Genomic DNA, 24,218 nt, shown 5'->3' with positions numbered 1-24,218 from the left:
TGGAACCCGGCTTATTCGCTGACGTCGAAAACCCCTTCGAGCACCGTCAAATGCCAGACGTCCGCCTGGCGGCGAAGCCAGAAGACATCCCCGTAATCGCTGGAGTCCAATCGCCCGCCCTCGCATGGCGTGCCGGACAGGGCGGCGTCTCCCGCAATGGCAGCAACCCAGCCGCAAGTGGTGTTGGAGTGTTCTGCGACGATCGTCCAGCGCGCATCACTGGTCACCGCGTCCTGGATCGCATCATCGCGCGCCCGCTCGGCGACGCCACCGCCGCACATTTCGCGGGCATTCTCGGCGGCGGCATGTTGAACAACATCACCGGCAACGCGCACGGTCTCGACGGTACGGCAAGCGCTCGACGAGAAAACCGCATCGAAGTCCGGTTCGCCCAGCAGGGTGTCGAGGCGGGCGACCATCGATTCGCCGGCAGCGCCCAACGGGCAGTCGAGAGCGTTACAGTCTTCCGAGATTTTCCGGGCGTGGCGGACGATCAGCACATGTCTGTCCGCAGACAGAATATCCGGCGTCGATGCCGGGTCGGCCAGCGTCAGCAGGCCGGGCCGATCGAACGACGCCTGCGCGGTCGCCGGCGCAGACGCGATCAGTCCAATCGCGATTGTTGCCAGCGCGAAGGCCGCGGTCCGCACCAAATAGGCCGGATAGGCAATGGCGGGCAGGACGCGGCCAAGACTCTGAAGGACAGGTTTCAAGACGCATTCTCCCGGAGGCAGGGCGCGTCTTGTAACCCGCCGGGCCGCCGAAAGCGATACCCAGCCGGATGACAATTCGTTGAGGGTTTTCCGTCTGCTTCAGAATCCGCTGTTCAGGCGGGGAATTCGGCCGAACCTGCGGCGAAAAATCGCGATTTCCTTCTCGGCCTGCTCATTTGGAGTCGGCGCGATGGCGAAACTGAAATACTGGGCGTGCGGATGCACCAGCGCGGCCTGGGAGGCCAGCTCGATCTGAAACTCGCTGCGCAGATCCTTGGTCCCGCCGAGATAGACGATATCGGCTTCTTCGGGTCCGCCCATCAAAGCGAACACGCCCGGATCGTCAGGAACCAGCGTGATGTTGATATTCTTGATAGTGAGAGGCTTGCTCCAGCTTAGGCCGGCGCCGGAGCGAAACCGCGGCGGCGGGCTATGGTCGTCCGCCGCCTTGGCGGTGACTGGGCGCTCGCGCTGCACAGCGGCAGGACGTGCAACCGGTTTTGATGCTCCGCGTTTTCCGAAAACGGCCATGTTTCCGAATCCTCAATCCGTTCAGATGCGGAAAGCTAACCTGTAAGAGTAATCAGACGTTTAAGGCGACCGATTAGACGTCCACCTCGGCTTCGAGCGCATGAGCGGTGATGAAATCGCGCCGTGGCTCCACGAGATCTCCCATCAGCTTGGTGAACAGATCGTCGGCTTCCGCCAATTCCTCGATCTTCACCTGCAGCAATGACCGCCCGTCAGGATCCAGCGTCGTCTCCCAGAGCTGTTCGGCATTCATTTCTCCCAGGCCCTTGTAGCGCTGGATTTTCATGCCCTTGGCACCGGCCGCCGTGACAGCGTCCATGAGTTGGCGCGGCGTGTGGATCACCGTCTCGTTCGATTTTGTGACATAGGTGGCCGGGCCCGCGAAATCATTGGCGATCGCCATTGCGCGCTCCGAAAGACGGCGCGCTTCGGGCGAAACCCGCAGCGCGTCTTCCAGTACCGCCGTTTCGGTCACACCGCGCACTTCACGTTTGAAGACGAGATGTCCGTCATCAGACACTTCACCGGACCAGTTGTCTTCGCCCTCTTCGGCAAACCGGTTCAGCACAGACGCAGCTGCGCTCGCGGCTTCGGCCGTCACGTCGGGCACCATGGCGCCGGCCATGGCCGCTGCTTCGGCGGCGAAGACGGGAGCCCGCGCCGCCATCCGGTCGAGCGCCAGCTTGACCAGGCGGGCCTGCTCGACCCGGTCTGCCAGGTCGGCCCCGGCGATCGTCGTGCCATTGGCCAGGCGCAACAGCGCCTCTGAACAGCCTTCCTCTATGAGATAGCTGTCCATCTCGGCCTGGTCCTTGATGTAACGTTCGGACCGGCCGCGCGTTACCTTGTAGAGCGGTGGCTGCGCGATATAGAGGTGGCCACGCGTGATCAGCTCCGGCATCTGCCGGTAGAAGAAGGTCAAGAGCAGCGTCCGGATGTGCGCACCATCAACATCCGCGTCGGTCATGATCACGACCTTGTGGTAGCGCAGCTTGTCCATGTCGAGCTGGTCACGGCCGATCCCTGCGCCCAGCGCCGTGATCAGCGTGCCGACCTGTTCCGATGACAGCATCTTGTCGAAACGCGCGCGCTCCACATTGAGGATCTTGCCGCGCAGCGGCAGCACGGCCTGGAATTCACGCGCCCGGCCCTGCTTTGCCGAACCGCCAGCGGAATCACCCTCGACGATGAAAAGCTCGGACTTCGCCGGATCCTTTTCCTGGCAGTCCGCCAGCTTGCCCGGCAGCGACGCGATATCCAGCGCCGATTTGCGCCGCGTCAGCTCTCGCGCCTTCCGCGCCGCTTCACGGGCAGCGGCGGCTTCGATGATTTTCGAGACAATGCTCTTGGCCTCGTTCGGATGTTCCTCGAACCACTCCGAAAGCATTTCATAGCAAATGCCCTCGACCGCCGGCCGCACTTCAGAGGACACCAGCTTGTCCTTTGTCTGCGACGAGAATTTCGGGTCCGGCACCTTCACCGACAGAACGCAGGTCAGGCCTTCTCGGGCATCGTCACCGGTGATCGAGACTTTTGATTTGGCCGCCAGGCCGGTCGCTGCTGCATAGGTATTGATGACGCGCGTCAGCGCGCCCCGGAACCCTGCCAGATGGGTGCCGCCATCGCGCTGCGGGATGTTGTTGGTAAAGCAGAGAACATTCTCGTGATAGCCGTCATTCCATTCCAGCGCGGCTTCCACGTTGACGCCCTCGCGCTCGCCGGCAATCAGCACGGGCGGCGTGAAAATCGGATGTTTGGCACGGTCAAGATGCTCGACGAAGGCCGCCACGCCGCCCTCATAGACCATGCGCTCCTCGAACGCTTCGCTGTCGCGTTCATCGCGGAACACGATCACCACTCCGGAATTCAGGAATGCGAGCTCGCGCAGTCGGTGGATCAGCGTGTCGCGTTTGAACTCGGTATTGGTAAAGATGCTGTCCGACGGCATGAACCGCACCTCGGTACCGCTCAACGGTTTGCCGTCAGCTTTCAACGGCGCATCGCCTGTGACCTTCAGGTCTTCGCCATTCTCCGGATCGCCCATCCGGAAGCGCATGTCGTGTACCTTGCCGTTGCGCCAGATCTTCAGATCCAGCCATTCCGACAACGCGTTGACGACAGATACGCCAACCCCGTGCAGTCCGCCCGATACCTTGTAGGAATTCTGGTCGAACTTTCCGCCCGCATGCAGCTGGGTCATGATCACCTGGGCCGCCGACACGCCTTCTTCCTCGTGCCGGTCCACCGGGATGCCGCGTCCATTGTCGGACACGCTGGCCGATCCGTCAGCATGAAGCGTGACGGTCACGGCGTCGGCATGACCTGCCAGTGCCTCGTCGATTGCATTGTCGACGACCTCGTAGACCATGTGATGCAGGCCCGACCCGTCGTCAGTGTCGCCGATATACATGCCCGGACGCTTGCGGACCGCGTCAAGCCCCTTGAGGACCTTGATGGAGTCGGCCGCGTATTCCTGATTCGTATTTTCTTCCATACATTTAGTGTAGCTGAATCGGGCACATTACGCCATGTTTGTTCCGCAGATTCATGATGCCAAAATCCATGTAAATTCAACATGTTGAACAGAGTTGTCAGCGCCGCCGGAATTACCGCGCCAAAGGACCCCCGAAATTGCTGAATCAGCGCGCGATCAGGAGCGCAGCGATGCCCAGCATGACCAGCGCTGTCACGCCGTCCGCCCAGCGTTTCACGCCCTTCTCCTGCAGCCAGTTTCGAGCCCTGTGGGCGAGGCCGACATGCACGGTCGCGGTCACCAGATACATCGCCAGCATGATCGCAACCATCGCCAGATAGGCCGCCGGGTCGATCAGCGATAGGTCGAAGAAGCTCGGCAGGAGCGTGAGGTAGAAGACGATCGGCTTGGGGTTGGTCAACGGCATTGCGATGCCGGCAAGATAGGTGGCCGCCAGCCCAAGGTGGGAAGGCGTCTTCAACCGGGTGACTGTCGGATTCCGAAACGAGCTGAAGGATTTCCAGGCGAACCACAAGAGGATCACAACGCCGACGAATTTGAACACCCAGCCGGCCGGACCGACCAGGGCGGCCGCCGCCGCCAGCCCGGTCACGGCCAGCGTGAACCAGATAATGTCACCGGTGATAATGCCGCCGCCATAGGCAAAGCCGTGCACGGGTCCGTCATCAAGCGTCCGCGCCACCATGGCGACATTGCCGGGGCCGGGGCTGAAGAACAGGAGCAGAAGCGCGGCACCGAAAAGAACATAGTTCTCAATCGGCATCAGCGTTCGGGCCGGGCCGTGAGATAGCCGTAAAGCGTGCGCGTCACATCCTCGATGAACCCATCGGGCGAAACCTTGATCGCAGCCCCGACCCCGTCGCGGCCATAGAGGCCGAGGTCAATCGGGATGGCGTTGATCAGATAGGTCATCATCCGCGCCGCCCGGTCTGCGTCGTCGACCCGGATGTCGTCTGCAAAAAGATCTAGCAGCCTTTGCATGTTTTCAACGCCAGTCTCGAGATAGCCGGTCCACTCATCGCCGACGAGATGGGGATATTGCCGGCCATAGGCATAAACGGCGCGCGTCAAATTCCGGTTGGCGGTAAGGAAGGCCCAGGCCGAGCGGACAGCGCGCTTCAGGGCAGAATAGAGTCCGTCCGCCTTCTCGATCTCGATCCGCCCGTCACCGCTCATGAAGGCCAGCAGCCGCGCCTCGTAGATCTCGAACGTCACCGGGATCAGCGCATCCCGGCTTTCGAAGCGCCCATAGAGCGTGCCCACGGCGATGCCGGCCTGCTCGGCGATCATTGGCATGGTGATCTCTTCCATCGGCCGTTTGTCGAGCAGCGCCGCCAGCGCGTCGACGATTTTCGCCCGCGTCTGCCGCGATCTTGCCTGCACAGGACGGCTTTCACCTTGACTCACGTCAATCGGCTCCCTATTTCCGAATACGAATTCGGATTCGATATAACCCGACTCTCAGGCCCGGGCGAGGAGAATGAAAATGACCCTGTTTACCGATCTAGTTCAACCTTATGCCGCCGAAGCTGGTGCTCTGCTCGTCGTCATCATGTCGGTCGGTATCATGATCCAGGACCATGACGCCCGCAAACGCCAGGCCGAGGGCCGGCTGCCGGAGACCTGGCGCCACGACAGTTATTTCCGCACCATCCGACAGCTCTGGCTCATGGCGGCCTTGGCGCTGCTGGCCTGGGCGCTGTCGGGCAACAGTCTTGCGGAGATTGGCCTGACCCTCGGCTCCGGATGGCGAATGGCCGCCAGCTGGATCATTGTCGGATTGATCCTCGCCCTCATGGTCTTGGACTTCATGCGCCTGGTGTTCGGCCGCGCTTATCGCGAACAGGCTTTTGCTCAGTTCGAGAAGGCGCCTGAGCTGGACCTGATCCGGCCGCGTACGATCCGCGAGGGACGCGCCTTTCAAGGGGTGGCGATAACCGCAGGGATCACCGAGGAAATCGTCTATCGCGGCTTCATGATCGCCGCATTGGGATCGGTCATTCCCGTGTGGGCGGCAGCGATAGCAGCCGGCGCCCTGTTCGTGGCCCTGCACGCTTATCAGGGCGGGCTCGGCATGCTGAAGGTCACCGGCATCACGCTCGTCCTTACCGGCCTCTACCTGCTCGGCGGCTCACTCTTCCCGGTCATCGTCCTGCACATTGGCGTCGACCTGCTCGCCGGCGGCGCTTTCATCCTGATGCTGAAATCCCGCGGAACGGCTCAGGCCACCACCTGAACGGATCCCGTCTCGACCGCCAGATGCTGGGCCTCTTGGCCAAAGGCCGCGAACAATCCGGCTTCGACCCCGGTCAGCCACGCCTGTGCGCCCAGCGCGGAAATCGCCTGCGCAAGCCCCTCGCGACGAACCGCATCAAGGTGAGCGCAAGCCTCATCCAGCAAGAGCAGCGGCATACGTTGCCCTCGTCCAGCGAGCGATTGGGCCTGCGCCAGCACAAGGCGGATCACCAGTGCTTTCTGTTCGCCGGTGGAACAGCGTCCGGCCGGCTGATCCTTCTCGCGGTGACGGGCCGTCAGGTCACTCCGGTGCGGTCCGGCCGTCAGGGTCCGGCCGCTCACGGCGTCGCGGTTACGGCCCTCGGCAAACGCCTTGGCGAGCTGATCTTCTGCATCGCGCAGCTCGGCGCCGTCGGCCAGCGCGGCCTCGACCATTCCGTTCAAGGCGAGATCGGCCTTCGGAAACACGCGATCGGCAGCGGCATCGATCGCAGCCTGCAGACGTGAAAGAGCTGCAAGACGGCCGGCCGCAAGTCCGACGCCATGTCCAGCAAGATCGGTTTCCAGCGCCGCCAGCCAGTGAGGATCGGCTTGACCCCGCTCCAGCAGGCGCTGCCGCCGTGAGCGGAGTTTCTCATAGGCTGACAAGGCTTCGCCGTGCGACGGTTCGGACGCAGTTACCAGCCGATCGAAGAATTTGAGACGGTCCGCCCGCGGCCCGGCAAACAGGCGGTCATGTTCGGGCAGCAGGGCAATCATGGGCAACAGGCCAGCGACGGCGGCGCGCGAGGCGGGCTTGCCATTCAGGCGTGTCTCGCGCCGGGCGCCTTCAAGCAGACCCGACGCAAGGCTGGCGGTTTCACCAATCGCATCGAGCGCCTCGGCATAGACCGCCCAGGCCGGCGCTGTCGCCTCGGCGGAGCGGCGTAACACCTCATCGCTTTCCGCACCCCGCAATCCGCGCCCTGGCGCCAGCAGCGAGATTGCCTCCAGGATATTGGTCTTGCCCGAACCATTCGGTCCGGCGAGGCAGACCGGGCGTGCATCAAGATCGAGATCAAGCGTCTCGAAATTGCGGAAATCGGTCAGCCGCAGACGGAAGATCGCGGCTTGGGTCATGTCGGGTATACGCGGACGATCAAACGCGCAGCGGCATCAGCACGTAAAGCGAATCCGCATCGCCGGAATCGGTCACCAAGGTCGGCGAAGCCGGGTCGGCAAAATGCAGCCGTGCTTCGTCACCCTCGATCTGGCCTGCCACATCCAGGATGTAACGCGCATTGAAGCCGATCGCGAAACCGCTCTCCTCGCTTTCGACCGGAACTTCCTCGGTCGCCTGTCCGGATTCAGGATTGTTCACCGCCAGTGTCAGCACGCCGTCATCCAGCGTCAGCTTCACCGAGCGGGATTTCTCGATCGAGATCGTTGCCACGCGGTCAACCGCCTCGGCAAAGCGCTTGTTCTCGACAGACATCAGCTTTTCATTGCCGCGCGGAATCACCCGCTCGTAATCCGGGAAGGAGCCGTCGATCAGCTTCGATGTCAGGACCGCCCGGCCGAAACCGAAACGGATCTTGCCGTCGGACACAGAAATCTGCACTTCATCGTCACCGTCTTCCAGAAGCCGGCGGGCTTCCTGCACTGTCTTGCGGGGCACGATGACCGCGGGCATGCCCGCTGCACCGTCCGGAAGATCGCATTCAGACAAGGCTAGCCGATGGCCGTCCGTGGCCACCGCGCGGAGCGTTTTGCGTCCTTTCTCATCCGCCGCGTGAAGGTGAATGCCGTTGAGATAATAGCGTGTCTCTTCGGTCGAAATCGCAAACCGGGTCTTGTCGATGATCCGCGCCAGCGCCCCCGCTTCCAAAGCAAACGAATGCTGGAGATCTTCTGCCGGCATCATCGGGAAATCACCCGGCGGCAACGACGGCAGAGAGAAACTCGACCGGCCGGCCTTCAGGCTCAGACGCGGATCCTCCCCGTCGAGCTCGAGTGTGACATCGGCACCGTCGGGAAGCTTTCGGGCGATCTCGTAAAGCGTGTGCGCAGGCGCCGTCGCCATGCCTTCGCGTTCAACATGCGCAGCCGCGCTTTCCTGGATTTCGATATCCAGATCGGTTGCTGCGAAACTCGCTCCATTGGAACCGGCAGTGATCAGCACATTGGACAGGATCGGGATCGTGTTGCGCCGTTCGACAACGGCCTGGACATGCCCGAGGGCTTTCAGCAGAGCTGCGCGTTCAATCGTGAGTTTCATGTCGTTCCCGTCGTCCCGCCTCGCTATTGGGAAACACGGCGTGTTGCGACAATGCCTTGAATCGCCTCGTCCCCGGGGAAGGGAGCATAGCGAAATTTTCCCAAACGCAATACGCCCGGGCCAACCGGAATGCAGCAGGCCGGGTGATGCGTATCAGCCGCGGATTTCGCGGGACAGGGTCTCGATTTCATCCTTCACCGGATCACCCGCCTCGATCATGTCCGTAATCTTGTTGACCGCATGTATCACGGTCGAATGATCCCGGTCGCCGAACCGGCGACCGATATCCGGCAGCGAGCGCGTCGTCATCGTCTTGGCGAGATACATGGCCACGTGACGCGGCTTGACGACGGTCTTGGTCCGCCGCTTTGACAGAATGTCGGAAACTTTCACGCCGAAACGCTCGGCGACGGTTTTCTGGATCAGGTCCACCGTCACACGCCGCTCGGACACGATCGACAATTCGCGCAACGCGGCCTCGACGGCGTCCATCGTCACTGGCCGGCCCAGCAATGCGGTACGTCCGATGACATTGTTGAGCACGCCCTCCAGTTCGCGGGCACTCGCCGTCATCCGCGCCGCCAGGAAATCACGAACCGTCTCCGGCACGGTGAGCTCGGGATAATGACCGCTGGCCTGCGCTATCTTGCAGTCGAGGATCTTGCGCCGCAGATCGAGGTCGGGCTTGCGCAGCTCGCAGGCGAAGCCGCCCTTCAGCAGCGATGCCAGGCGAGGATCGGAAACGTTGAGGTCCGCCGGCGCCTTGTGCGAGGCGAGCACCACCTGATTCTCGTCCGCGATCAGCGACGCCACAGTGTGCAGAAACTCGTCTTCGGTCTTCGGCTTGCCGGCAATGAAGTGCACATCGTCGATGAGCAGCACGTCAACGCGGCGCACCGATTCCTTGAAGCTGATCGTGTCCTTCTTGCGCATGGCGCTCACGAAGCCCGACAGGAATTCCTCGGCTGTCAGGTAAAGCGCCTTGCGGCACGCTCCGCCGAGCTCGACCGAGTGCGCGATGGCATTGAGAAGGTGAGTCTTGCCGACGCCGTAATCTCCGTAGAAGAACGCCGGATTGAATGGCGACGGCGACGCGTTCACGACCGCTCTTGCCGCGGCCGACGCCATCTCGTTCGACGGGCCGACCATGAAGGTATCGAAAGTGAAGCGATCATTCACCGCGCGCGATCGCGCATCATTGGCATGATCGCCCGCCGATACACTGACCGGCTTGGGTGGCGCGACAGGCGCCGGCGCCTCTTCAAGGTCCTGTTCGGCCACCAGGCGGATCGCGCGGCCGGATGGATCGTACTGGTTCCAGAGCGCGCGCAAACGGGCCCCGGCATGGTCATCGACCCAATCCCGATAAAAGCGGTTGGGTGCGATCACGGTCAGGCCGCCATCGGCGTCCTCACGAACCCGCAATCGCGCCATGTTGGATGAAAAAACGGTATCGCCGTACTCGCGGCGAAGGTGCGCCCGCACCTCGCGCCAGACGCCCCCCGGCATCCCCAATTCCGACGATTTCTGATGTGAATTTAACGCAGTACTGGACGTCGCCGACATGTCCCCCACACCCTCTTATTGGGCTCTCATTATTAGAGCCAAGCTGTTGTTTTTTCAGGCATAGATGTCCCCATCGCCGCTCGCACACTCGACCGTCGGCAGCGTTATTATTTAGTCCGCATGGGAATGAACGCCTGATGCCCCTAGACTACTCAGCGCCCCCTGACGGTCAACATAACTTTGGTCCCGATTCACGTGATTCTTCGCTTGACACGAGAAAAGTCGTGAGGGGGTGGGAATTTGGCATCTGCAAGTTTTTGTGACGCACTGCAGCACCCCAAAACCGGCTCCGAAAACCCATCCGTGCAGTCAAAGAAAACGCCCGCTATCGATGATAGCGGGCGCTTTCGAAATTCGGATTTGCGTATCGGAACTTAGGCCGACATCGCCTTCACGCGAGCCGACATGCGCGAGATTTTCCGCGACGCGGTGTTCTTGTGGAACACGCCCTTGTTCACGGCACGCATCATTTCCGACTCGGCTTTCACGAGGGCTTCCCGCGCCTTTCCGGAATCGCCCGCCCCGATCGCAGCGTCGACTTTCTTGATGAAAGTCCGCACCCGCGAGCGGCGCGATTTTTTGACCGCAGTGCGGCGGGCAAGCTTGCGCACCATCTTCTTTGCTGAGGCTGTATTCGCCATGAAGCCGTATCCGTTGTTCTGTTCAAACTTTTGACGCAGCGCCCCTGCCGGGGATCGCGCGTGAGGCGGGGCATATACTTGCCCCTGCACCTCGCGTCAACACTTGCCTCAGGCTATTTGTGCTTGAAGTGCGCTGCCCGTTTTTCAGCAAACGCCGCCATGCCTTCGCTTTGGTCCTCGGTCGCGAATTGTGATTGGAATACGCGGCGCTCCCAGCGCACGCCTTCAGTCAGCCCCATCTCGAAGGACCGGTTGATCGATTCCTTGGTCATCATGGCGATCGGCAACGACTTCGAGGCGATCGTCTCGGCCGCTTCCATGGCTGTCGACAAAAGATCATCGACAGGTACGACGCGGCTGACCAGGCCCGCACGCTCGGCCTCTTCCGCATCCATCATGCGACCGGTGAGGCAGAGATCCATGGCCTTCGCCTTGCCGACAGCGCGCGGCAGGCGTTGCGTACCGCCCGCGCCCGGCATCACACCGAGATTGATTTCCGGCTGGCCGAATTTCGCCGATGTCGAGGCGATGATGAAATCGCACATCATCGCGATCTCGCAGCCACCGCCAAGCGCATAGCCCGAGACCGCGGCAATGATAGGCTTGCGGAAACGCGCCACTGCTTCCCACGTCTTCTCGAACGGGTCATGCATGTAGAGGCCGACAAAATCGCTGCTCACCAACTCCTTGATGTCGGCGCCCGCGGCAAAGGCTTTCTTCGATCCGGTAAGCACGACGCATCCGACATCATCGTCAGACCCGAACTTGTCGAGCGCGGCTGCGAGTTCGGTCGTCAGCTCGTCGCACAGCGCGTTGAGCGCCTCGGGACGGTCGAGCGTGATGACGCCGACGCGGCCTTCGGTTTTTACCTGAATTGTCTTGTAGCCCACACGAGGCCTCCATTTGTTCGCAGCCGGCTGGCTGCGGGAATTCCAGAGCGCGCCGCTATAACGCAAACAGACAGCGCGGTCACCACCCCGCCCCCTGTCATTCGTCGACGGCGCGCCGTCCCGTCCGTGACGCGCTACGGTCCCGATACAGTGATGTCGCGCTGGCGCAGCAAGGAGATCACGCCCTCGTCTCCCGGCAGATGGCCCGACCCCACGGCTATGAATACCGTCCCCGATCCGTCGAGAATGTCTTCGATCTGATCTGCCCAGCGGTGATTGCGTTGCACGATGATGATGTCGTGCACTTCCGGGGCGTCCTGGCGCATCTGGGCATTCATGACATCGTCGATCATCGCCTGGTCGCCTGCCGCCCAGGCCGCGACCAACGTGTCGAGCTGGTCGGGCGCGGCTTCGAAATCGGCAACTGTTTCCTCCAGCAGCGCGGTCTCGATCTCGGTCGGCAGATTGGCGAAGAAGCCGATCTGTTCCTCGACGGTCTCGAAATAGGCCAGCGTCTTGCCCGCCTCACGTGCCAGGGGCCAAAGCGTGGCTTCGACACCGGACTGCGGGTCATAGCCAGAGATAATGATGAAGCCGACGCCAAGCTGGATCGTCGCCAGCCAGGGCCGTAACGGCTCGAGCTGTGCAGCCGAGACGCCAATCCGTGGCGCGAATGTCTCGATCTGGCGCCACGCTTCGGCGCTAACCAGTGAGGACAACGTCGTGCCCGCCGGGTTGAGTGCATTCGCCATCAGCACCTGTTGCAAGTTCGCCGCTTCCGCCGGATCGTTGACCGGTGCCTCGAAATACACCGTGTCGGCGCTTTCGAAGGCGCTCATCATCTCGTCCGTCTGCCATTCGAGCTCAGGGCGCAGAATGTGTACCGTTCCGAAAATGTAGATGTCGCTGTCTTCGTCCTCGATATGCCAGAGCGAGGGATCGGCAAACGCAGCACCTGCCACCATAGCGGCCGCCAGAAGGCCACCCGTAAACGTTTTGGACATCGTCATGCGAATTGAGTCTCCTGAGTTCAGCCGATGCGACCGGCCCCGCTTTATTGCTGCATTTCCCCGCCGGTCAAACCGGGAAAGGCGGCGACCGCATCTCTCCTATCGCTGACAATCGGGGCAGAAAAAGGTCGACCGACCGGATTGCACGATCCGCCGGATGGTGCCGGCGCAATCCGTCGTAGCGCAGGCTTCGCCTTCGCGGCCATAGGCTCGGAAACTGTGCTGGAAATAGCCCAGCTCTCCATCGGCGGAGGCAAAGTCCTTGAGGCTCGACCCGCCCGCCTCGATCGCCTCGTCGATCACCGCGCGAACTGCCTGCGCCAGACGTTCCGCGCGCTGTGGTCCGACAGTCCTCGCGCCCCGCCGTGGCGACAGTCGCGCCCGGTGCAAGGCTTCGCAGACATAGATATTTCCGAGGCCGGCAACCACGCGCTGGTCCAGCAGGGCCGCCTTCAGCGGCGCGGTCTTGCCGCGCAATCGCTCGGTCAGGAAAGCCGCAGAGAAGGCATTCGAGTTCGGCTCTGGCCCCAGCCCGGACAGAAAGGACACGTCCGCTTCGGAATCGGTCGCATACATCGCCATGAACCCGAACCGGCGCGGATCGTTGAAGACGATGCGGCCACCCGCCTCCATGTCGAACACGACATGGTCGTGCTTCTCCAGCGTCGCCGGTGCATGAACGAAAGCGCCAGGATTCTGCACGCCGGCGCCGTGCACGGTGAAACGCCCCGACATGCCGAGATGCGCCAGCAGCGTCTCGCCGCTATCGAGACGGAAAAGCAGATACTTCGCCCTTCGGTCCAGTCGCGCGATACGCTGGCCTTCAAGCCGTTCCGTGAACCGGTCGGGAAACGGGAAGCGCAAATCCGGCCGCCTTGCTTCGGCCCGCACGATCCTGCGTCCCGTCATGGCCGGCTCCAGGCCACGCCGGACGGTTTCGACTTCAGGGAGTTCGGGCATGATGTCGCGCTGGTGATGACGGGTGCATTGCCCTATTGTCCGCCGCGATGACCGACACGCAATCCCAAACCGCATCCTTCGGCTTCCGCAATGTCCCGCGCGAGGAGAAATCCGGACTCGTCCGTGGCGTCTTCGACCGTTCCGCAGCCCGCTACGATCTGATGAATGACCTCATGTCACTGGGCATTCACCGTGCCTGGAAAGACATGACTATCGAGCGTGCCAATCCGCAGCCCGGTGAAACCCTGATCGACGTTGCCGGCGGCACCGGCGATCTCGCCCGCGCCTTCGTTGCGCGCGCCGAGAAACGCCGCAAGACGCGCGGCGGGGGTCCGGCACGCGCCGTGATCTGCGACATCAACGAGCAAATGCTGCTGGCGGGCCTCAAGCGCGGGCCGGCGCCAAATCTCACCTGGGTGACCGGCAATGCCGAATGCCTGCCCTTCGACGACGGTACGGCCGATTGTGTGACCATTGCCTTCGGCATCCGCAATGTCACCGACCGGATCGCTGCGTTGAAGGAAATGCGCCGTGTCCTGAAGCCGGCGGGACGTTTTCTCTGCCTCGAGTTTTCGCGTCCGACAACGCGCGCGCTGGAGCGGATTTATGATGCCTGGTCGTTCAATGCCATTCCGGCGCTGGGCGGGACCATCGCCAAGGACCGCGACAGTTATCAGTATCTGGTAGAATCGATCCGCCGCTTCCCGAACCAGGACGATTTCGCGGACGAGCTGGCGACAGCCGGTTTCGGTCAGGTAAAGGTGACCAATTATTCCGGCGGTATCGCCGCCCTCCATACCGGCTGGCGGATTTAGTTTCACCTCGTTGTCGAAATCGGCGAGGCTCGCCCGTCTGTAAGCTGTCCGGGTTCACCGGTCGATTTCCGGAGGGAGCAACAGATGCAATACGCCATATTGTTTTACGAGGGTGCGGCGGACTTCTCCGCCCGCGACGATACGTCCAATGCGCAATACTGGTCCGGCTGGAGCGCATATTCGCAAGCGGTCTCGGATAGTGGCCAGCTGGCCGGCGGCGCCTGTCTGCATCCTGGCGACGGGGCCGCGACGCTGAAATCCGGCACTGTCCTGGATGGGCCCTATGCCGAGACCAAGGAGCAGCTCGGCGGCTTTTTCATAGTCAATGCCGACAATCTTGACGAGGCGCTCGCGATTGCCGCCCGTTCACCCGCTGCCAGCTCCGGTGCAGTCGAGGTGCGCCCGGTGCGCGCCATGTCAGAGATGGAGGGCTAAGCCATGCAATTCCTGCTTTTGCTGCACGATGACGAACAGGCCTGGATCGATATGAGCGAGGCCGAACAGCACGCCGTAATCGGCGAGCATATGGCCTATTCCGAGGCGCTGACGAAGGCGGGCGCGTTCGTCGAGGGTGCGCCGCTCGATCCCTCGACGACAGCCCGAATCGTCACTGCCGACAACGTCCAGGACGGGCCTTATGCCGATTCCAAGGAACAACTCGGTGGCTATTACCGGATCGAAACCTCGTCCATGGACGAGGCCATCGACTGGGCGAAGCGTTGCCCGGTCGCCAAGACCGGCAAGGTCGAGGTGCGGCCTGTCCCGGACTATGGCTGACGGCAGCGGAGAGAATCCGGCGCATCAGGCTGCGGAGCGCGCAGCGCGCCAGGCCTATGGCCGGATCCTCTCCATTCTCGCCGCGCGCTGCGGCGACATAGCCGTTGCCGAAGAGGCGCTCGCCGAAGCATTTGCCCGGGCACTTTCAAACTGGCCGAAATCGGAGCCCCCGGATCAGCCCGAAGCCTGGTTGCTGACCACGGCCCGGCGATACCTTGCCGACCAGGCCCGCAAATCCGCCACCGCCCGAACCCATGCCGGCGCGCTGCTCCTGCTGATCGAGGAGGGCCAGTCTGTCATGACCGAAACCAACGATATTCCCGACGACCGGCTGAAACTCATGCTGGTCTGCACCCATCCGGAAATCGATCCTGCGCTGCAAACTCCGCTCATGCTTCAGACCGTGCTCGGCCTTGATGCCGCCCGCATCGCCAGCGCCTTTCTCGTCAAGCCGGCGACGATGGGCCAGCGCCTTAGCCGGCTGAAGGCGCGGCTGCGCAAATCGCCGATCGCGTTTGAAATTCCCGCCCCGGGCGCCTGGCCGCAGCGCCTCGACGCCGTACTACAGGGCATCTATGCCGCCTATAATGCGGGCTGGGACGAGCTTTCCGATACCGGCCTCGCCGATGAAGCACTTTTCCTCGCGCGTCTGGCAAGCCGCCTCCTGCCATACGAAACTGAGGCCGCCGGCCTGTTATCCCTGATCCTGCATTGCGAGGCGCGGCGCGGCGCCAGACGCGATGCTGCGGGCACCTTCGTCCCGCTCGACGAACAGGACACTGCGCTCTGGGATACGGACCGGATCGCCGAGGCCGAGACCTTGCTGGGCACAGCTCTACGTATGGGTCGGCCGGGCCGATTCCAATTCGAAGCCGCGCTGCAATCGGCGCACAATGCGCGCCACATTACCGGCACCACCGATTGGGCGGCCATCCGCGCCATCTATGAGCGGCTGGTGGCGATCAGTCCGACCCTCGGCGCCCTGATAGGCCGTGCCGCGGCGATGGCGCAGACCGGTGACCCGCAGTCGGCGCTCGCTGCCCTCAGTGCCTTGCCTGAGAACCGCATAATCGCGCATCAGCCATATTGGGCGACCCGTGCCCATGTTCTGAAACTGGCCGGCGATACGGACGCTGCGCGGGAGGCTTACGGGAGGGCAGCCGGCCTCACCGCCGATCCATCCGTGCGCGCCTACCTCCTCGCCCGGCGTGCCGCGCTGTGATCCGTGCAACCGCATACCACGCTCGCCATAGGCGCTGTGGCGCACTAAACCCTTTCCCCGATGATGCGGACGCTTTCCTCTCTTGCCCGATTGGCCCGGGCCGGCTTCATGCTGGCGCGCTATGACGCCATTTTTCCGCGCGAATACCAGGACAAGTTTCCGCCATCGATCAGGGGGTTTGCGGCCTTCACGCGCTTGATGTCGCGGTCGGGCGAGGCCGCCAATCCGGGGGAACGCCTGGCGCGGGCGCTGGAAAAGCTCGGCCCGTCCTATGTGAAGTTCGGCCAGGTTCTGGCCACGCGTGCAGATGTCGTCGGCGAACGCTTCGCGCGCGGCTTGTCCCGCCTGCAGGATCAAATGCCGCCCTTCGCGCAGGAAAAAGCCGTCGCCATTCTGCAGAAAGAGCTCGGCGCGCCACTGGAAACCGAATTCGAGAGCTTTGGCGAACCGATGAATGCGGCGTCGGTCGCCCAGGTCCACAAGGCGATCACGACGGATGGCCGGAAAGTCGCCGTGAAGATCCTGCGCCCCGGTATCGAGCAGCGCTTGGCAAAGGATATCCGTGCCATGCGCCTCGGAGCAGCGCTGGTGCAGCGAATGGTTCCGGCAGCCAAACGCCTCGAGCCCGTGAAATTTGTCGAGACCGTTGCACGGGCGACAGAACTGGAGACGGATCTGCGGCTAGAAGCCGCTGCGGCAAGCGAACTGGCCGAAGCCGCTTCGGTCGTCGAGGATTTCCGCATACCCGATGTCGACTGGGAACGGTCGGGCAAACGGGTCCTCACCACCGCATGGATCGAAGGCATCCCGCTGACCGATCTCGAGGCGCTCGATGCTGCCGGGATTGACCGCGAAGCGCTCGCAACCACGCTGACGCGCGCCTTTCTGTCGACGGCCTTGGAAACCGGTGTCTTTCACGCCGACATGCACGCAGGAAACCTGTTTGCGGATCGCAGCGGAAACCTCTGGGCCGTCGATTTCGGCATCATGGGACGGATCGGCCGCGAAGAGCGACGCTTCCTGGCGACCATTCTGCACGGCTTCCTGACGCGCGATTACAGGCGCGCAGCCCAGGCGCATTTCGACGCCGGCTATGTGCCGGCGCGCCACTCGATCGATGCATTCGCGTCTGCGCTCCGCGCCGTCGGCGAGCCGATTTTCGGCAAGCGCGCCGACGAGATGCCGATGAGCCGGGTCCTCTTGCAGCTCTTCGAGATCACCGATCTGTTCGACATGCATTTGCGGCCGGAATTGGTGATGCTCCAGAAAACCATGGTCCAGTCCGAAGGAGTCGCCCGTCAGCTCAACCCGCAACACGACATGTGGGCGGCCTCCGCCCCTGTCGTCGAGCAGTGGATGAAGCGGGAGCTCGGCCCCGAAGGCATGGCCGCTGACCTGCTCGACGATCTGACGCGTTTGCGCAGCAGCGTCAGGAAACTGCCGGAAGCCATTGAGGACTGGGCCAGCGCCGGCGCCAAACTGCGCAGCGGCGAGGTGCGCCTCGATGACGCAAGTCTCGATCGGCTTGCCGGGCGCCGGCAGAGCGGCCGTTTTTGGCGCTGGATCGGCTATGGCGCACTTTCGGTCCTGGCTGGCGCGGCGGGTGCCGCGCTGTTCGGTCTCGCCTAGAGCCCCAGCGCGAAATTCACCCACATCACGACCAGAACCACGGCCGACGCGCGGTGCAGCAGGAAGCGCAGACCCAACGGGTTCGCCGTGATGTGCACCAGCGTGTGCAGATAACGCAGGGCCACGAATGCCCATGCCAGCATCAGCTGCGTCGGTGACACGGCAATGCTGCTGGCCAGGTGGAAGGCCACCAGGGCATAGAACAGGACCGGCAGTTCAAGCAGGTTGACGAAGTTCCGGCCGATATTGCCGACATAGGCCGGGGGCGGCGCGCCGGCCTTGGTCAGGGAATATTCCTTGGACAGCTCGCCCTTCGCATTGGCGATGACGCCGACCACGGTCAGCAGGAAATAGACGAACAGGGTCAGGCCCGCGAGCGCGGTCGCGGCAACAAGTATCGATGGCATGCTTGTCTCCCTATATGAGCAGCATCACGCTAGCGTGCTTTGGTCTCCACTCGCGAGCCATTTCGCGCTAGGACGCTCGGCAAGGAGGACGACATGTCCGCAAAAAGCGTTCTGCTGATCATCGGCGGCGGCATTGCTGCCTACAAATCGCTCGAGCTCGTCCGCGAACTGAAGCGCCGCGATATCGGCACCCGCACAATCCTCACGCGGGCCGGCGAGAAATTCGTGACCCCGCTCAGCGTCGCCGCCCTGTCCGGCGAGAAAGCCTATACCGACCTGTTTTCGCTGACCGACGAGGTCGAGATGGGGCATATCGAATTGTCGCGTTCGGCCGATCTGGTTGTCGTCGCGCCGGCCACTGCGGATCTCATGGGCAAGTGCGCCAACGGTCTGGCCGACGATCTCGCCTCCACCGCCCTGCTCGCGACCGACAAGCCGGTATTGATGGCGCCGGCGATGAATGTCCGCATGTGGGAGCATCCGGCCGTTCGGCGCAATGTCGCGACGCTGCAATCCGACGGCGTTCATTTCGTCGGCCCGGATGAGGGCGAAATGGCGTGCGGCGAGTTCGGTCCGGGCCGCATGGCCGAGCCGGCGGCGATCGCCGCGACTGTCGAAGGCTTGCTGTCGCAGACCCACGCATGAGCACGCTCGCTGGCCGCAGGATCATCGTCACCGCAGGTCCGACGCTCGAACCGATCGACCCGGTGCGTTTTCTGTCAAACCGATCGAGTGGCAAGCAGGGTTATCTCGTCGCCAAAGCACTCGCGGCACGCGGCGCCGGCGTCCTGCTGGTGTCGGGACCGACCTGCCTTGCCTGTCCCGACGGCGTCGAACGCGTCGATATCGAGACCGCACGCGACATGCTGGCCGCCGTGGAATCCGGTCTGCCCGCAGACGCCTTTGTCGCTGTGGCCGCGGTCGCCGACTGGCGCCCGGCACACCGCCAGGCCCGCAAGGCAGAGAAATCGGCGCATGCTGCCACGCTCGAACTGACCGAGAATCCCGACATTCTGAAAACCGTCGCTGGCCATCGCCTGACGCGCCCGTCACTCGTTATCGGCTTCGCCGCGGAAACCCATGACGTTCTGGATCGCGCCCGCGCCAAGCGGCAACGAAAAGGCTGCGACTGGATCGTCGCGAATGACGTCTCCGGCGATGTCATGGGCGGGGACGAAAACGCCGCTTGGCTGATCACCGGCCGTGACGAAACGCACTGGCCACGCGCCCCCAAGCAGAGACTTGCGGAAAACCTCGCCGCGGCAATGGACGACCACTTCGCCACAAGCTAGGCAGTCGGAAACGGGAGACTGCCGATGAGCGTGATTGTCCAGGTAACGCCGCTGGAGCACTTTGCCGGGCTCGACCTGCCACAATACCAGACACCCGCCAGTGCAGGTCTCGACCTGCCGGCAGCCGTCGCGGAAAGCGAGCCGCTCGTCCTGCAGCCGGGCGAGTGGAAGCTCGTGCCGACAGGCCTCTCGATCGCCCTGCCGGACGGCTACGAGGCGCAGGTCCGCCCACGATCGGGTCTCGCCGCCAAGAAAGGCATTTCCATCGTCAATTCGCCGGGCACGGTCGACGCCGATTATCGCGGCGAAATCAAGGTCAATCTGATCAATCACGGCGCACAACCGTTCGAGATCCGGCGCGGTGAGCGCATCGCGCAGATGGTCGTCGCCCCGGTTACCCGTATCGAATGGTCCCCGGTCGCCGAGCTGGGCAAAACCGTGCGCGGAACCGGCGGGTTCGGATCGACGGGGGTCTAAACCCGCGTATCGTGGCAGTACGCGCCAACATCATTGATCCGGGGATCGATGACCAGGTCGCGCGGCCGCAAGGGCCGTGACAGTTTCAAACCGTCGAGCGCGCGCGCCCGCGACAGCGCCACATAGGCTTGGCCGTGCGCAAACATGCCACGCGAAAAGTCGATATAGACCTTGTCCAGCGTCAGGCCCTGCGACTTGTGCACGGTCATCGCCCAGGCCAGCCGCAGCGGCAATTGCTTGAACGCCCCGACCACCGACTTGTCGATCGATTTCTTCGCCGCGTCATAATTGTAGGAATAGCGCTCCCAGGCCGCCGGTTCGACCCGGTGGACGTCTTCGCCGACCTGTACTCGCACGGCGTCCTTTTCCAGTTCCGCCACCATGCCCATCGTGCCGTTCACCCAGCGCCCTGACGGATCATTGCGGATCATCATCACCCGCGCGCCCGGCTTCAGGATCAGCGGATCCTCGGTGGGAAACAGGCGCGCATCGAACTGACCCTCCGTCTTCGAACTGTAGGCCGAGACATCGCCCGGCAACGCTGCCAGCCGCGCCGTGTTGATGTCGTGCGCTGCCTGGTTGGTCGGCGTCAGCACGACATGGCTTGCGCTCGCATCGAAACCGGTCGCCTGCGTGACGCACTGGTTCAGCAGCGCTGCTTCGCGTTTGCCGACATCCCCCTCGCGGACGGCCGCGAGGATATCGATGAAATCCGGGTCGGATTGCCGGAACACCGTGTCGAGTTCGACCCGCAGGAAGCCCGCATCGCGAAATCCCGGCGCGTTGAAGAAGAAGGGCCCGCCATAGAGCTCGTCGAGATATTGCGCGATCTGCCCGTCCACCACGGGCGGCAGTTGCGCCAGATCGCCGACCACCAACATCCGCACGCCGCCGAAAGGCTCCGACGAATCCCGGTGCAGACGCAAGGACCGGTCGATAGCGGCCATCATGTCGGCGCGCACCATGGATATCTCGTCGATCACCAGGGTCTCGATTTCCTTCAGCACGCGGGCATGGCGCAGACGCTTCACGTCCTGCGGTTCGATCAACCGTGGCGGCAACCGGAAGAAAGAGTGAATTGTCTGGCCACCGGCATTCATCGCCGCCACGCCGGTTGGTGCCACCACTGCGGCGCGCGTGCCGGCCTGTTCGAGAAAGCGCCTCAACAAAGTCGTTTTACCGGTTCCCGCCCGTCCGGTAAGGAATATGTGGGCGCCACCCGCGATCAACAGATCGAGGGCAGCTCGGGTCGGATCGGACGGGGTTGCGGGCAACGGCATGGCGCCACACTGGCCTGTTCGCTGACAAACCGCCATAGGCAGACTGCGCGCCCGGTGCTAACCGGAATGCATGACGGATGAAGAGATCCAGCGCTATGCGCGCCACCTCGTCCTCAAGGAGATTGGCGGCCCCGGCCAGCAGCGGCTGAAGGCGGCATCCATCGCCATCGTCGGCGCCGGCGGTCTCGGCGGGCCGGCCGCGCTCTATCTAGCGGCCGCGGGGCTTGGCACCATCCGGATCATTGATCCGGATACGGCCAGCCTCGACAATCTGCAACGCCAGATCCAGTTTCACACCGCTGATATCGGGCGCGGCAAGGCACAACGAACCGCCGACCGCCTGTCGGCACTGAATCCGCATGTCATTGTGGATGCGCGCGAGGCTGCAGTGACTGCGGAGACCGCGTCCGATCATCTCGGCGACGTCGATATCGTTCTTGACGGTTGCGACAATTTCGAGACCCGCTTTGCGGTCAATGCGGCCTGCCACAGCCTTGAAACGCCACTCGTTTCCGGCGCAATCGGGCGCTGGTCGGGCCAGGTCGGCCTCTTCGCCTCGGGCATTGACCGCGACCAGCCCTGCTATCGCTGCTTCGTACCCGAGATTCCGCCTGATGCAGAGACCTGCGAACGCGTCGGCGTCGTCGGCGCGCTGACCGGGCTTGTCGGCTCGATGATGGCGCTGGAGACGATCAAATGGATCACCCGCGCCGGCGACCCGCTGACCGGCCGCCTCTGGTTGCACGATGGCCTCGCGGGGACCAGCCGGACCTTGCGTATTCCCAAGGACCCAGCCTGCCCGGTTTGTCGCTAGTCGCGATCAGTCGCAGCTGGTCGCCAGCGGGTGGCCGTCTGCCGTGCCGGCCGCATCGTGATACAGCGTGGCCACCATGCGCGGCGTGCAGATGAAACCCCAATTCCAGTCATCATGGTAGTCGGCGAGCGGTTCGGCGGCGAGCACATCGTCGAGTGACATGCCGGCCTCCACCATCGGCGTGATGATGGCCTGCGTGGCCCGCACCATGTCGATCGATGCCTGAATGTCCTCGCGCGTCGACAACGGGCCGTGGCCGGGAATTATCTGCGTGTCGCTGCCGGCCATGGCGTAGCCCGTCTCCATCGCCGCGACGAAACCCTCGACCGTTCCGCCCGATTGCAGATCGACGAAGGGGAAGAGGCCGGAAAACAGAACATCTCCCATGTGGATCACATCGGCTGTCTCGAAATGCACGATGGCATCGCCATCCGTGTGAGCGGCCGGCACGTGGATGGCGCGCACGGTTTCGCCATTCATGTGGAAGTGCAGGTCGGACCCGAACGTCAGCAGCGGCAGGTACCCTTCATCCTGGATCCATTCGTCGTCGGCTTCGAGGATGCGGGTGCGGATATTGTGATGGGTGGCGATCGTCGATCCCGCTTCGTGGAAATGCGGATTGGCGCCGATATGGTCGCCATGCCAGTGCGTGTTGAGAATAAAGCGCGGTACGCCTTCGCCCGCGATCTCGGCAATCGCCGCTTCAACCAGCGGTCCCGTGCCCGGCAACAGATCGTCGATCAGCAACAGTCCGTCCTCGCCCATGAACAGGCCGAGATTACCGCCCATGCCGGTCGATATCATGATGATTCCGCCGCGCAATTCGGTGTTTTCAAACGTTATCTCGCGGTCCTGAAGGCCATGGGCGCTGCCCGCGAGCACGGCCATTGCAGCCAGGTGAGTCAGGATTTTCATGTGGAGGCCTCCGTCGGATTTTGCGGGACTATAGGGCGCGGTTTCGTGGGCGTCTCGCGAATCACGGTCAATTTACTCACTGTTCACCTGGATGGCCGCAAGGACATCCCATGCGCACCGGGATTTTCGCTTTGCTGTCTCTCTGCCTCCTGGCCACAGGACCGGCGCTGGGACAGGCTGCCGAAACCCCCTCTGGTTACCCGGTGCCGCGCTTCGTCTCGTTGAAGGTTGGCGTTGCCCATGGCCGCGCCGGCCCGAGCCGCGACCACCCGATCGTCTGGCGCTATGTGCGCGAGGGATTGCCGCTGCGCGTGACCGCCGAAGCCCCCGACTGGCGCCGTGTCGAGGATCCCGATGGCGAAGTGACCTGGATGCACCATTCGCTCTTGTCGGGCCGACGTACCGTATTCGCCCCGGCGGAGATCGCGCTGCGTATCCGGCCCGACCCCGACGCCAATATCGAGGCGGTGGCGGAAGCCGGCGCGATTCTCGATCTCGAACGTTGCGCGGACGGCTGGTGCCGGCTGGAAGCGCAGGGCTTGCACGGCTGGGCGCCGGCCGACACGGTCTGGGGGCTGTTGCCCTCCGATCTGGGCCTCGACTGACTGGATCGGCACAGCCTCCCTGCCTTGAGCCTTCGATGGCCTCATGATACCGCTGACGCTCGAAAGCGGTGGATATCTGACGGCTTGGTTCACCGCCTCAAAGCAACATAACGGACCGTCACCGACCGGGATCGAAAATGACAGAACGTCCGAACTCGCTTTCTTACGAAGACTTGCTGCGCTCCTCCCGCGGAGAGCTGTACGGGCCGGAGAACGGCCAGCTGCCGGCCCCGCCCATGTTGATGATGGATCGCATCACCCATATCTCCAACGAGGGCGGTGTCTACGGCAAGGGCGAGGTCATCGCCGAACTCGATATCAGCGACGACAAGTGGTTTTTCGAATGCCATTTCCCGGGCGACCCGGTGATGCCTGGCTGTCTCGGTCTCGACGCGATGTGGCAGCTTGTCGGTTTCTGGCTGGTCTGGGACGGCAATCCCGGCAAGGGCCGTGCACTCGGCTGCGGCGAGGTGAAATTCACCGGCCAGGTCACGCCGGACGTCAAGACGGTGCGTTACGAGATCAGCCTCAAGAAAGTCATCCGCCGCGGGCTCGTCCTCGGCGTTGCGGACGCGCGTCTGCTCGCCGACGACAAGGAAATCTACAAGGCCAAGGACCTCAAGGTCGGCCTGTTCAAACCGGAAGATCTCGCCCGCCAGCAGGGCTGATCCACCCCGACAAGGAGTTC

The 24,218-nt window shown here is 63.1% G+C and carries 25 protein-coding genes and 1 pseudogene; 11 read left to right on the top strand and 15 right to left on the bottom strand.

Annotated features, from left to right (window positions below):
• Nucleotides 1-11: 11 nt before the first annotated feature.
• The 5 genes from ACOOFN_RS07690 to ACOOFN_RS07670 form a co-directional block, all read right to left on the bottom strand.
• On the bottom strand, nt 12-713 hold the full coding sequence (locus ACOOFN_RS07690; RefSeq protein WP_420430420.1) for a histidine phosphatase family protein: 702 nt from the start codon (nt 711-713) through the stop codon (nt 12-14).
• A 99-nt stretch (nt 714-812) separates the two neighbouring features.
• Nucleotides 813-1,244: a hypothetical protein gene (locus ACOOFN_RS07685; protein ID WP_420430418.1), complete on the bottom strand. Its 432-nt coding sequence runs from the start codon at nt 1,242-1,244 to the stop codon at nt 813-815.
• Nucleotides 1,245-1,317: 73 nt separating this feature from the next.
• Nucleotides 1,318-3,738, bottom strand: a complete 2,421-nt coding sequence (gyrB, locus tag ACOOFN_RS07680; protein ID WP_420430416.1) for a DNA topoisomerase (ATP-hydrolyzing) subunit B — start codon at nt 3,736-3,738, stop codon at nt 1,318-1,320.
• 145 nt (nt 3,739-3,883) lie between these two features.
• Nucleotides 3,884-4,501 (bottom strand): LysE family translocator, encoded by a 618-nt coding sequence (locus tag ACOOFN_RS07675; RefSeq protein ID WP_420430414.1) that lies wholly within the window; start codon nt 4,499-4,501, stop codon nt 3,884-3,886.
• Nucleotides 4,501-5,145 carry a TetR/AcrR family transcriptional regulator gene (locus ACOOFN_RS07670; RefSeq protein ID WP_420430412.1) on the bottom strand — a complete coding sequence of 215 codons (645 nt, stop codon included), beginning with the start codon at nt 5,143-5,145 and terminating at the stop codon, nt 4,501-4,503. The genes ACOOFN_RS07675 and ACOOFN_RS07670 overlap by 1 nt, the downstream gene beginning before the upstream one ends.
• Before the next feature lie 79 nt (nt 5,146-5,224).
• Between ACOOFN_RS07670 and ACOOFN_RS07665 the strand changes: the two genes are divergently transcribed.
• Nucleotides 5,225-5,974 (top strand): CPBP family intramembrane glutamic endopeptidase, encoded by a 750-nt coding sequence (locus tag ACOOFN_RS07665; RefSeq protein ID WP_420430410.1) that lies wholly within the window; start codon nt 5,225-5,227, stop codon nt 5,972-5,974.
• Here the strand turns inward: ACOOFN_RS07665 and recF are convergent.
• From recF to mutM, 7 genes are all read right to left on the bottom strand, one after another.
• Complete coding sequence (gene recF, locus ACOOFN_RS07660) at nt 5,959-7,092, bottom strand: DNA replication/repair protein RecF (RefSeq protein WP_420430408.1); 1,134 nt, start codon at nt 7,090-7,092, stop codon at nt 5,959-5,961. The two genes, ACOOFN_RS07665 and recF, sit on opposite strands and share 16 nt — an antisense overlap.
• Before the next feature lie 19 nt (nt 7,093-7,111).
• A complete protein-coding gene (gene dnaN / locus ACOOFN_RS07655) occupies nt 7,112-8,230 on the bottom strand; it encodes a DNA polymerase III subunit beta (protein ID WP_420430406.1) in 1,119 nt (372 codons plus the stop codon).
• Nucleotides 8,231-8,383: 153 nt separating this feature from the next.
• Complete coding sequence (dnaA, locus tag ACOOFN_RS07650) at nt 8,384-9,739, bottom strand: chromosomal replication initiator protein DnaA (protein WP_420430404.1); 1,356 nt, start codon at nt 9,737-9,739, stop codon at nt 8,384-8,386.
• 431 nt (nt 9,740-10,170) lie between these two features.
• Nucleotides 10,171-10,437 (bottom strand): 30S ribosomal protein S20, encoded by a 267-nt coding sequence (gene rpsT, locus ACOOFN_RS07645; RefSeq protein WP_420430402.1) that lies wholly within the window; start codon nt 10,435-10,437, stop codon nt 10,171-10,173.
• 113 nt (nt 10,438-10,550) lie between these two features.
• A complete protein-coding gene (locus ACOOFN_RS07640) occupies nt 10,551-11,327 on the bottom strand; it encodes an enoyl-CoA hydratase (RefSeq protein WP_420430400.1) in 777 nt (258 codons plus the stop codon).
• Between the two features lie 134 nt (nt 11,328-11,461).
• Nucleotides 11,462-12,337, bottom strand: coding sequence for a TraB/GumN family protein (locus tag ACOOFN_RS07635; RefSeq protein ID WP_420430398.1), 876 nt, complete (start codon nt 12,335-12,337; stop codon nt 11,462-11,464).
• A 99-nt stretch (nt 12,338-12,436) separates the two neighbouring features.
• Entirely contained in the window at nt 12,437-13,297 is an 861-nt protein-coding gene (gene mutM / locus ACOOFN_RS07630; RefSeq protein WP_420430396.1) for a bifunctional DNA-formamidopyrimidine glycosylase/DNA-(apurinic or apyrimidinic site) lyase, read from the bottom strand.
• Nucleotides 13,298-13,344: 47 nt separating this feature from the next.
• On the opposite strand from mutM, the gene ACOOFN_RS07625 reads away from it, so the two are divergent.
• The 5 genes from ACOOFN_RS07625 to ubiB all read left to right on the top strand — a co-directional run bounded on the left by ACOOFN_RS07625 (nt 13,345) and on the right by ubiB (nt 17,740).
• Nucleotides 13,345-14,112, top strand: a complete 768-nt coding sequence (locus ACOOFN_RS07625; protein ID WP_420430394.1) for a class I SAM-dependent methyltransferase — start codon at nt 13,345-13,347, stop codon at nt 14,110-14,112.
• An 84-nt stretch (nt 14,113-14,196) separates the two neighbouring features.
• Entirely contained in the window at nt 14,197-14,547 is a 351-nt protein-coding gene (locus ACOOFN_RS07620) for a YciI family protein (RefSeq protein WP_420430392.1), read from the top strand.
• Between the two features lie 3 nt (nt 14,548-14,550).
• Nucleotides 14,551-14,889: a YciI family protein gene (locus tag ACOOFN_RS07615; protein ID WP_420430390.1), complete on the top strand. Its 339-nt coding sequence runs from the start codon at nt 14,551-14,553 to the stop codon at nt 14,887-14,889.
• Nucleotides 14,882-16,111: an RNA polymerase sigma factor gene (locus ACOOFN_RS07610; RefSeq protein ID WP_420430388.1), complete on the top strand. Its 1,230-nt coding sequence runs from the start codon at nt 14,882-14,884 to the stop codon at nt 16,109-16,111. Before ACOOFN_RS07615 ends, ACOOFN_RS07610 begins: the two co-directional genes overlap by 8 nt.
• A gap of 60 nt (nt 16,112-16,171) precedes the next feature.
• The gene (ubiB, locus tag ACOOFN_RS07605) at nt 16,172-17,740 is read left to right on the top strand and encodes a 2-polyprenylphenol 6-hydroxylase (protein ID WP_420430386.1); all 1,569 of its coding nucleotides are present in this window, start codon (nt 16,172-16,174) and stop codon (nt 17,738-17,740) included.
• Here ubiB and ACOOFN_RS07600 read toward each other — a convergent pair.
• Entirely contained in the window at nt 17,737-18,147 is a 411-nt protein-coding gene (locus ACOOFN_RS07600) for an MAPEG family protein (RefSeq protein WP_420430384.1), read from the bottom strand. The two genes, ubiB and ACOOFN_RS07600, sit on opposite strands and share 4 nt — an antisense overlap.
• A gap of 93 nt (nt 18,148-18,240) precedes the next feature.
• Here ACOOFN_RS07600 and coaBC point away from each other — a divergent pair.
• Together coaBC and dut are read left to right on the top strand one after the other, a co-directional pair.
• A pseudogene (gene coaBC, locus ACOOFN_RS07595) lies at nt 18,241-19,439 on the top strand (bifunctional phosphopantothenoylcysteine decarboxylase/phosphopantothenate--cysteine ligase CoaBC).
• A 24-nt stretch (nt 19,440-19,463) separates the two neighbouring features.
• The gene (gene dut, locus ACOOFN_RS07590; RefSeq protein WP_420430382.1) at nt 19,464-19,916 is read left to right on the top strand and encodes a dUTP diphosphatase; all 453 of its coding nucleotides are present in this window, start codon (nt 19,464-19,466) and stop codon (nt 19,914-19,916) included.
• On the opposite strand, the gene ACOOFN_RS07585 is transcribed toward dut, so the two are convergent.
• Entirely contained in the window at nt 19,913-21,196 is a 1,284-nt protein-coding gene (locus tag ACOOFN_RS07585) for an ATP-dependent DNA helicase (protein WP_420430380.1), read from the bottom strand. The two genes, dut and ACOOFN_RS07585, sit on opposite strands and share 4 nt — an antisense overlap.
• 70 nt (nt 21,197-21,266) lie before the next feature.
• Here ACOOFN_RS07585 and ACOOFN_RS07580 point away from each other — a divergent pair, with 70 nt between their 5' ends.
• Nucleotides 21,267-22,010 (top strand): HesA/MoeB/ThiF family protein, encoded by a 744-nt coding sequence (locus ACOOFN_RS07580; protein ID WP_420430378.1) that lies wholly within the window; start codon nt 21,267-21,269, stop codon nt 22,008-22,010.
• Between the two features lie 6 nt (nt 22,011-22,016).
• On the opposite strand, the gene ACOOFN_RS07575 is transcribed toward ACOOFN_RS07580, so the two are convergent.
• Nucleotides 22,017-22,925, bottom strand: coding sequence for an MBL fold metallo-hydrolase (locus tag ACOOFN_RS07575; RefSeq protein WP_420430376.1), 909 nt, complete (start codon nt 22,923-22,925; stop codon nt 22,017-22,019).
• Between the two features lie 110 nt (nt 22,926-23,035).
• Here ACOOFN_RS07575 and ACOOFN_RS07570 point away from each other — a divergent pair, with 110 nt between their 5' ends.
• Nucleotides 23,036-23,530: an SH3 domain-containing protein gene (locus ACOOFN_RS07570; protein WP_420430374.1), complete on the top strand. Its 495-nt coding sequence runs from the start codon at nt 23,036-23,038 to the stop codon at nt 23,528-23,530.
• Between the two features lie 137 nt (nt 23,531-23,667).
• Nucleotides 23,668-24,198 (top strand): 3-hydroxyacyl-[acyl-carrier-protein] dehydratase FabA, encoded by a 531-nt coding sequence (gene fabA / locus ACOOFN_RS07565; protein ID WP_420430372.1) that lies wholly within the window; start codon nt 23,668-23,670, stop codon nt 24,196-24,198.
• Nucleotides 24,199-24,218: the final 20 nt, after the last annotated feature.

The organism is Hyphobacterium sp., from assembly GCF_965217055.1.
In the GTDB taxonomy this organism is placed as follows: Bacteria; Pseudomonadota; Alphaproteobacteria; order Caulobacterales; family Maricaulaceae; genus Hyphobacterium.
Note: the sequence above shows the minus strand (reverse complement) of the source record. Positions and strands in the feature narration are given on the sequence as shown.

Excerpts from the sequence above, each read along its gene's own strand:
- ACOOFN_RS07685 (WP_420430418.1), bottom strand. The coding sequence starts at position 1,244 with ATGGCCGTTTTCGGAAAACGCGGAGCATCAAAACCGGTTGCACGTCCT.
- gyrB (WP_420430416.1), bottom strand. The coding sequence starts at position 3,738 with ATGGAAGAAAATACGAATCAGGAATACGCGGCCGACTCCATCAAGGTC.
- ACOOFN_RS07675 (WP_420430414.1), bottom strand. The coding sequence starts at position 4,501 with ATGCCGATTGAGAACTATGTTCTTTTCGGTGCCGCGCTTCTGCTCCTG.
- ACOOFN_RS07665 (WP_420430410.1), top strand. The coding sequence starts at position 5,225 with ATGACCCTGTTTACCGATCTAGTTCAACCTTATGCCGCCGAAGCTGGT.
- recF (WP_420430408.1), bottom strand. The coding sequence starts at position 7,092 with ATGACCCAAGCCGCGATCTTCCGTCTGCGGCTGACCGATTTCCGCAAT.
- dnaN (WP_420430406.1), bottom strand. The coding sequence starts at position 8,230 with ATGAAACTCACGATTGAACGCGCAGCTCTGCTGAAAGCCCTCGGGCAT.
- dnaA (WP_420430404.1), bottom strand. The coding sequence starts at position 9,739 with ATGCCGGGGGGCGTCTGGCGCGAGGTGCGGGCGCACCTTCGCCGCGAG.
- rpsT (WP_420430402.1), bottom strand. The coding sequence starts at position 10,437 with ATGGCGAATACAGCCTCAGCAAAGAAGATGGTGCGCAAGCTTGCCCGC.
- ACOOFN_RS07635 (WP_420430398.1), bottom strand. The coding sequence starts at position 12,337 with ATGACGATGTCCAAAACGTTTACGGGTGGCCTTCTGGCGGCCGCTATG.
- mutM (WP_420430396.1), bottom strand. The coding sequence starts at position 13,297 with ATGCCCGAACTCCCTGAAGTCGAAACCGTCCGGCGTGGCCTGGAGCCG.
- ACOOFN_RS07625 (WP_420430394.1), top strand. The coding sequence starts at position 13,345 with ATGACCGACACGCAATCCCAAACCGCATCCTTCGGCTTCCGCAATGTC.
- ACOOFN_RS07620 (WP_420430392.1), top strand. The coding sequence starts at position 14,197 with ATGCAATACGCCATATTGTTTTACGAGGGTGCGGCGGACTTCTCCGCC.
- ACOOFN_RS07615 (WP_420430390.1), top strand. The coding sequence starts at position 14,551 with ATGCAATTCCTGCTTTTGCTGCACGATGACGAACAGGCCTGGATCGAT.
- ACOOFN_RS07610 (WP_420430388.1), top strand. The coding sequence starts at position 14,882 with ATGGCTGACGGCAGCGGAGAGAATCCGGCGCATCAGGCTGCGGAGCGC.
- ubiB (WP_420430386.1), top strand. The coding sequence starts at position 16,172 with ATGATGCGGACGCTTTCCTCTCTTGCCCGATTGGCCCGGGCCGGCTTC.
- ACOOFN_RS07600 (WP_420430384.1), bottom strand. The coding sequence starts at position 18,147 with ATGCCATCGATACTTGTTGCCGCGACCGCGCTCGCGGGCCTGACCCTG.
- dut (WP_420430382.1), top strand. The coding sequence starts at position 19,464 with ATGAGCGTGATTGTCCAGGTAACGCCGCTGGAGCACTTTGCCGGGCTC.
- ACOOFN_RS07585 (WP_420430380.1), bottom strand. The coding sequence starts at position 21,196 with ATGCCGTTGCCCGCAACCCCGTCCGATCCGACCCGAGCTGCCCTCGAT.
- ACOOFN_RS07580 (WP_420430378.1), top strand. The coding sequence starts at position 21,267 with ATGACGGATGAAGAGATCCAGCGCTATGCGCGCCACCTCGTCCTCAAG.
- ACOOFN_RS07575 (WP_420430376.1), bottom strand. The coding sequence starts at position 22,925 with ATGAAAATCCTGACTCACCTGGCTGCAATGGCCGTGCTCGCGGGCAGC.
- ACOOFN_RS07570 (WP_420430374.1), top strand. The coding sequence starts at position 23,036 with ATGCGCACCGGGATTTTCGCTTTGCTGTCTCTCTGCCTCCTGGCCACA.
- fabA (WP_420430372.1), top strand. The coding sequence starts at position 23,668 with ATGACAGAACGTCCGAACTCGCTTTCTTACGAAGACTTGCTGCGCTCC.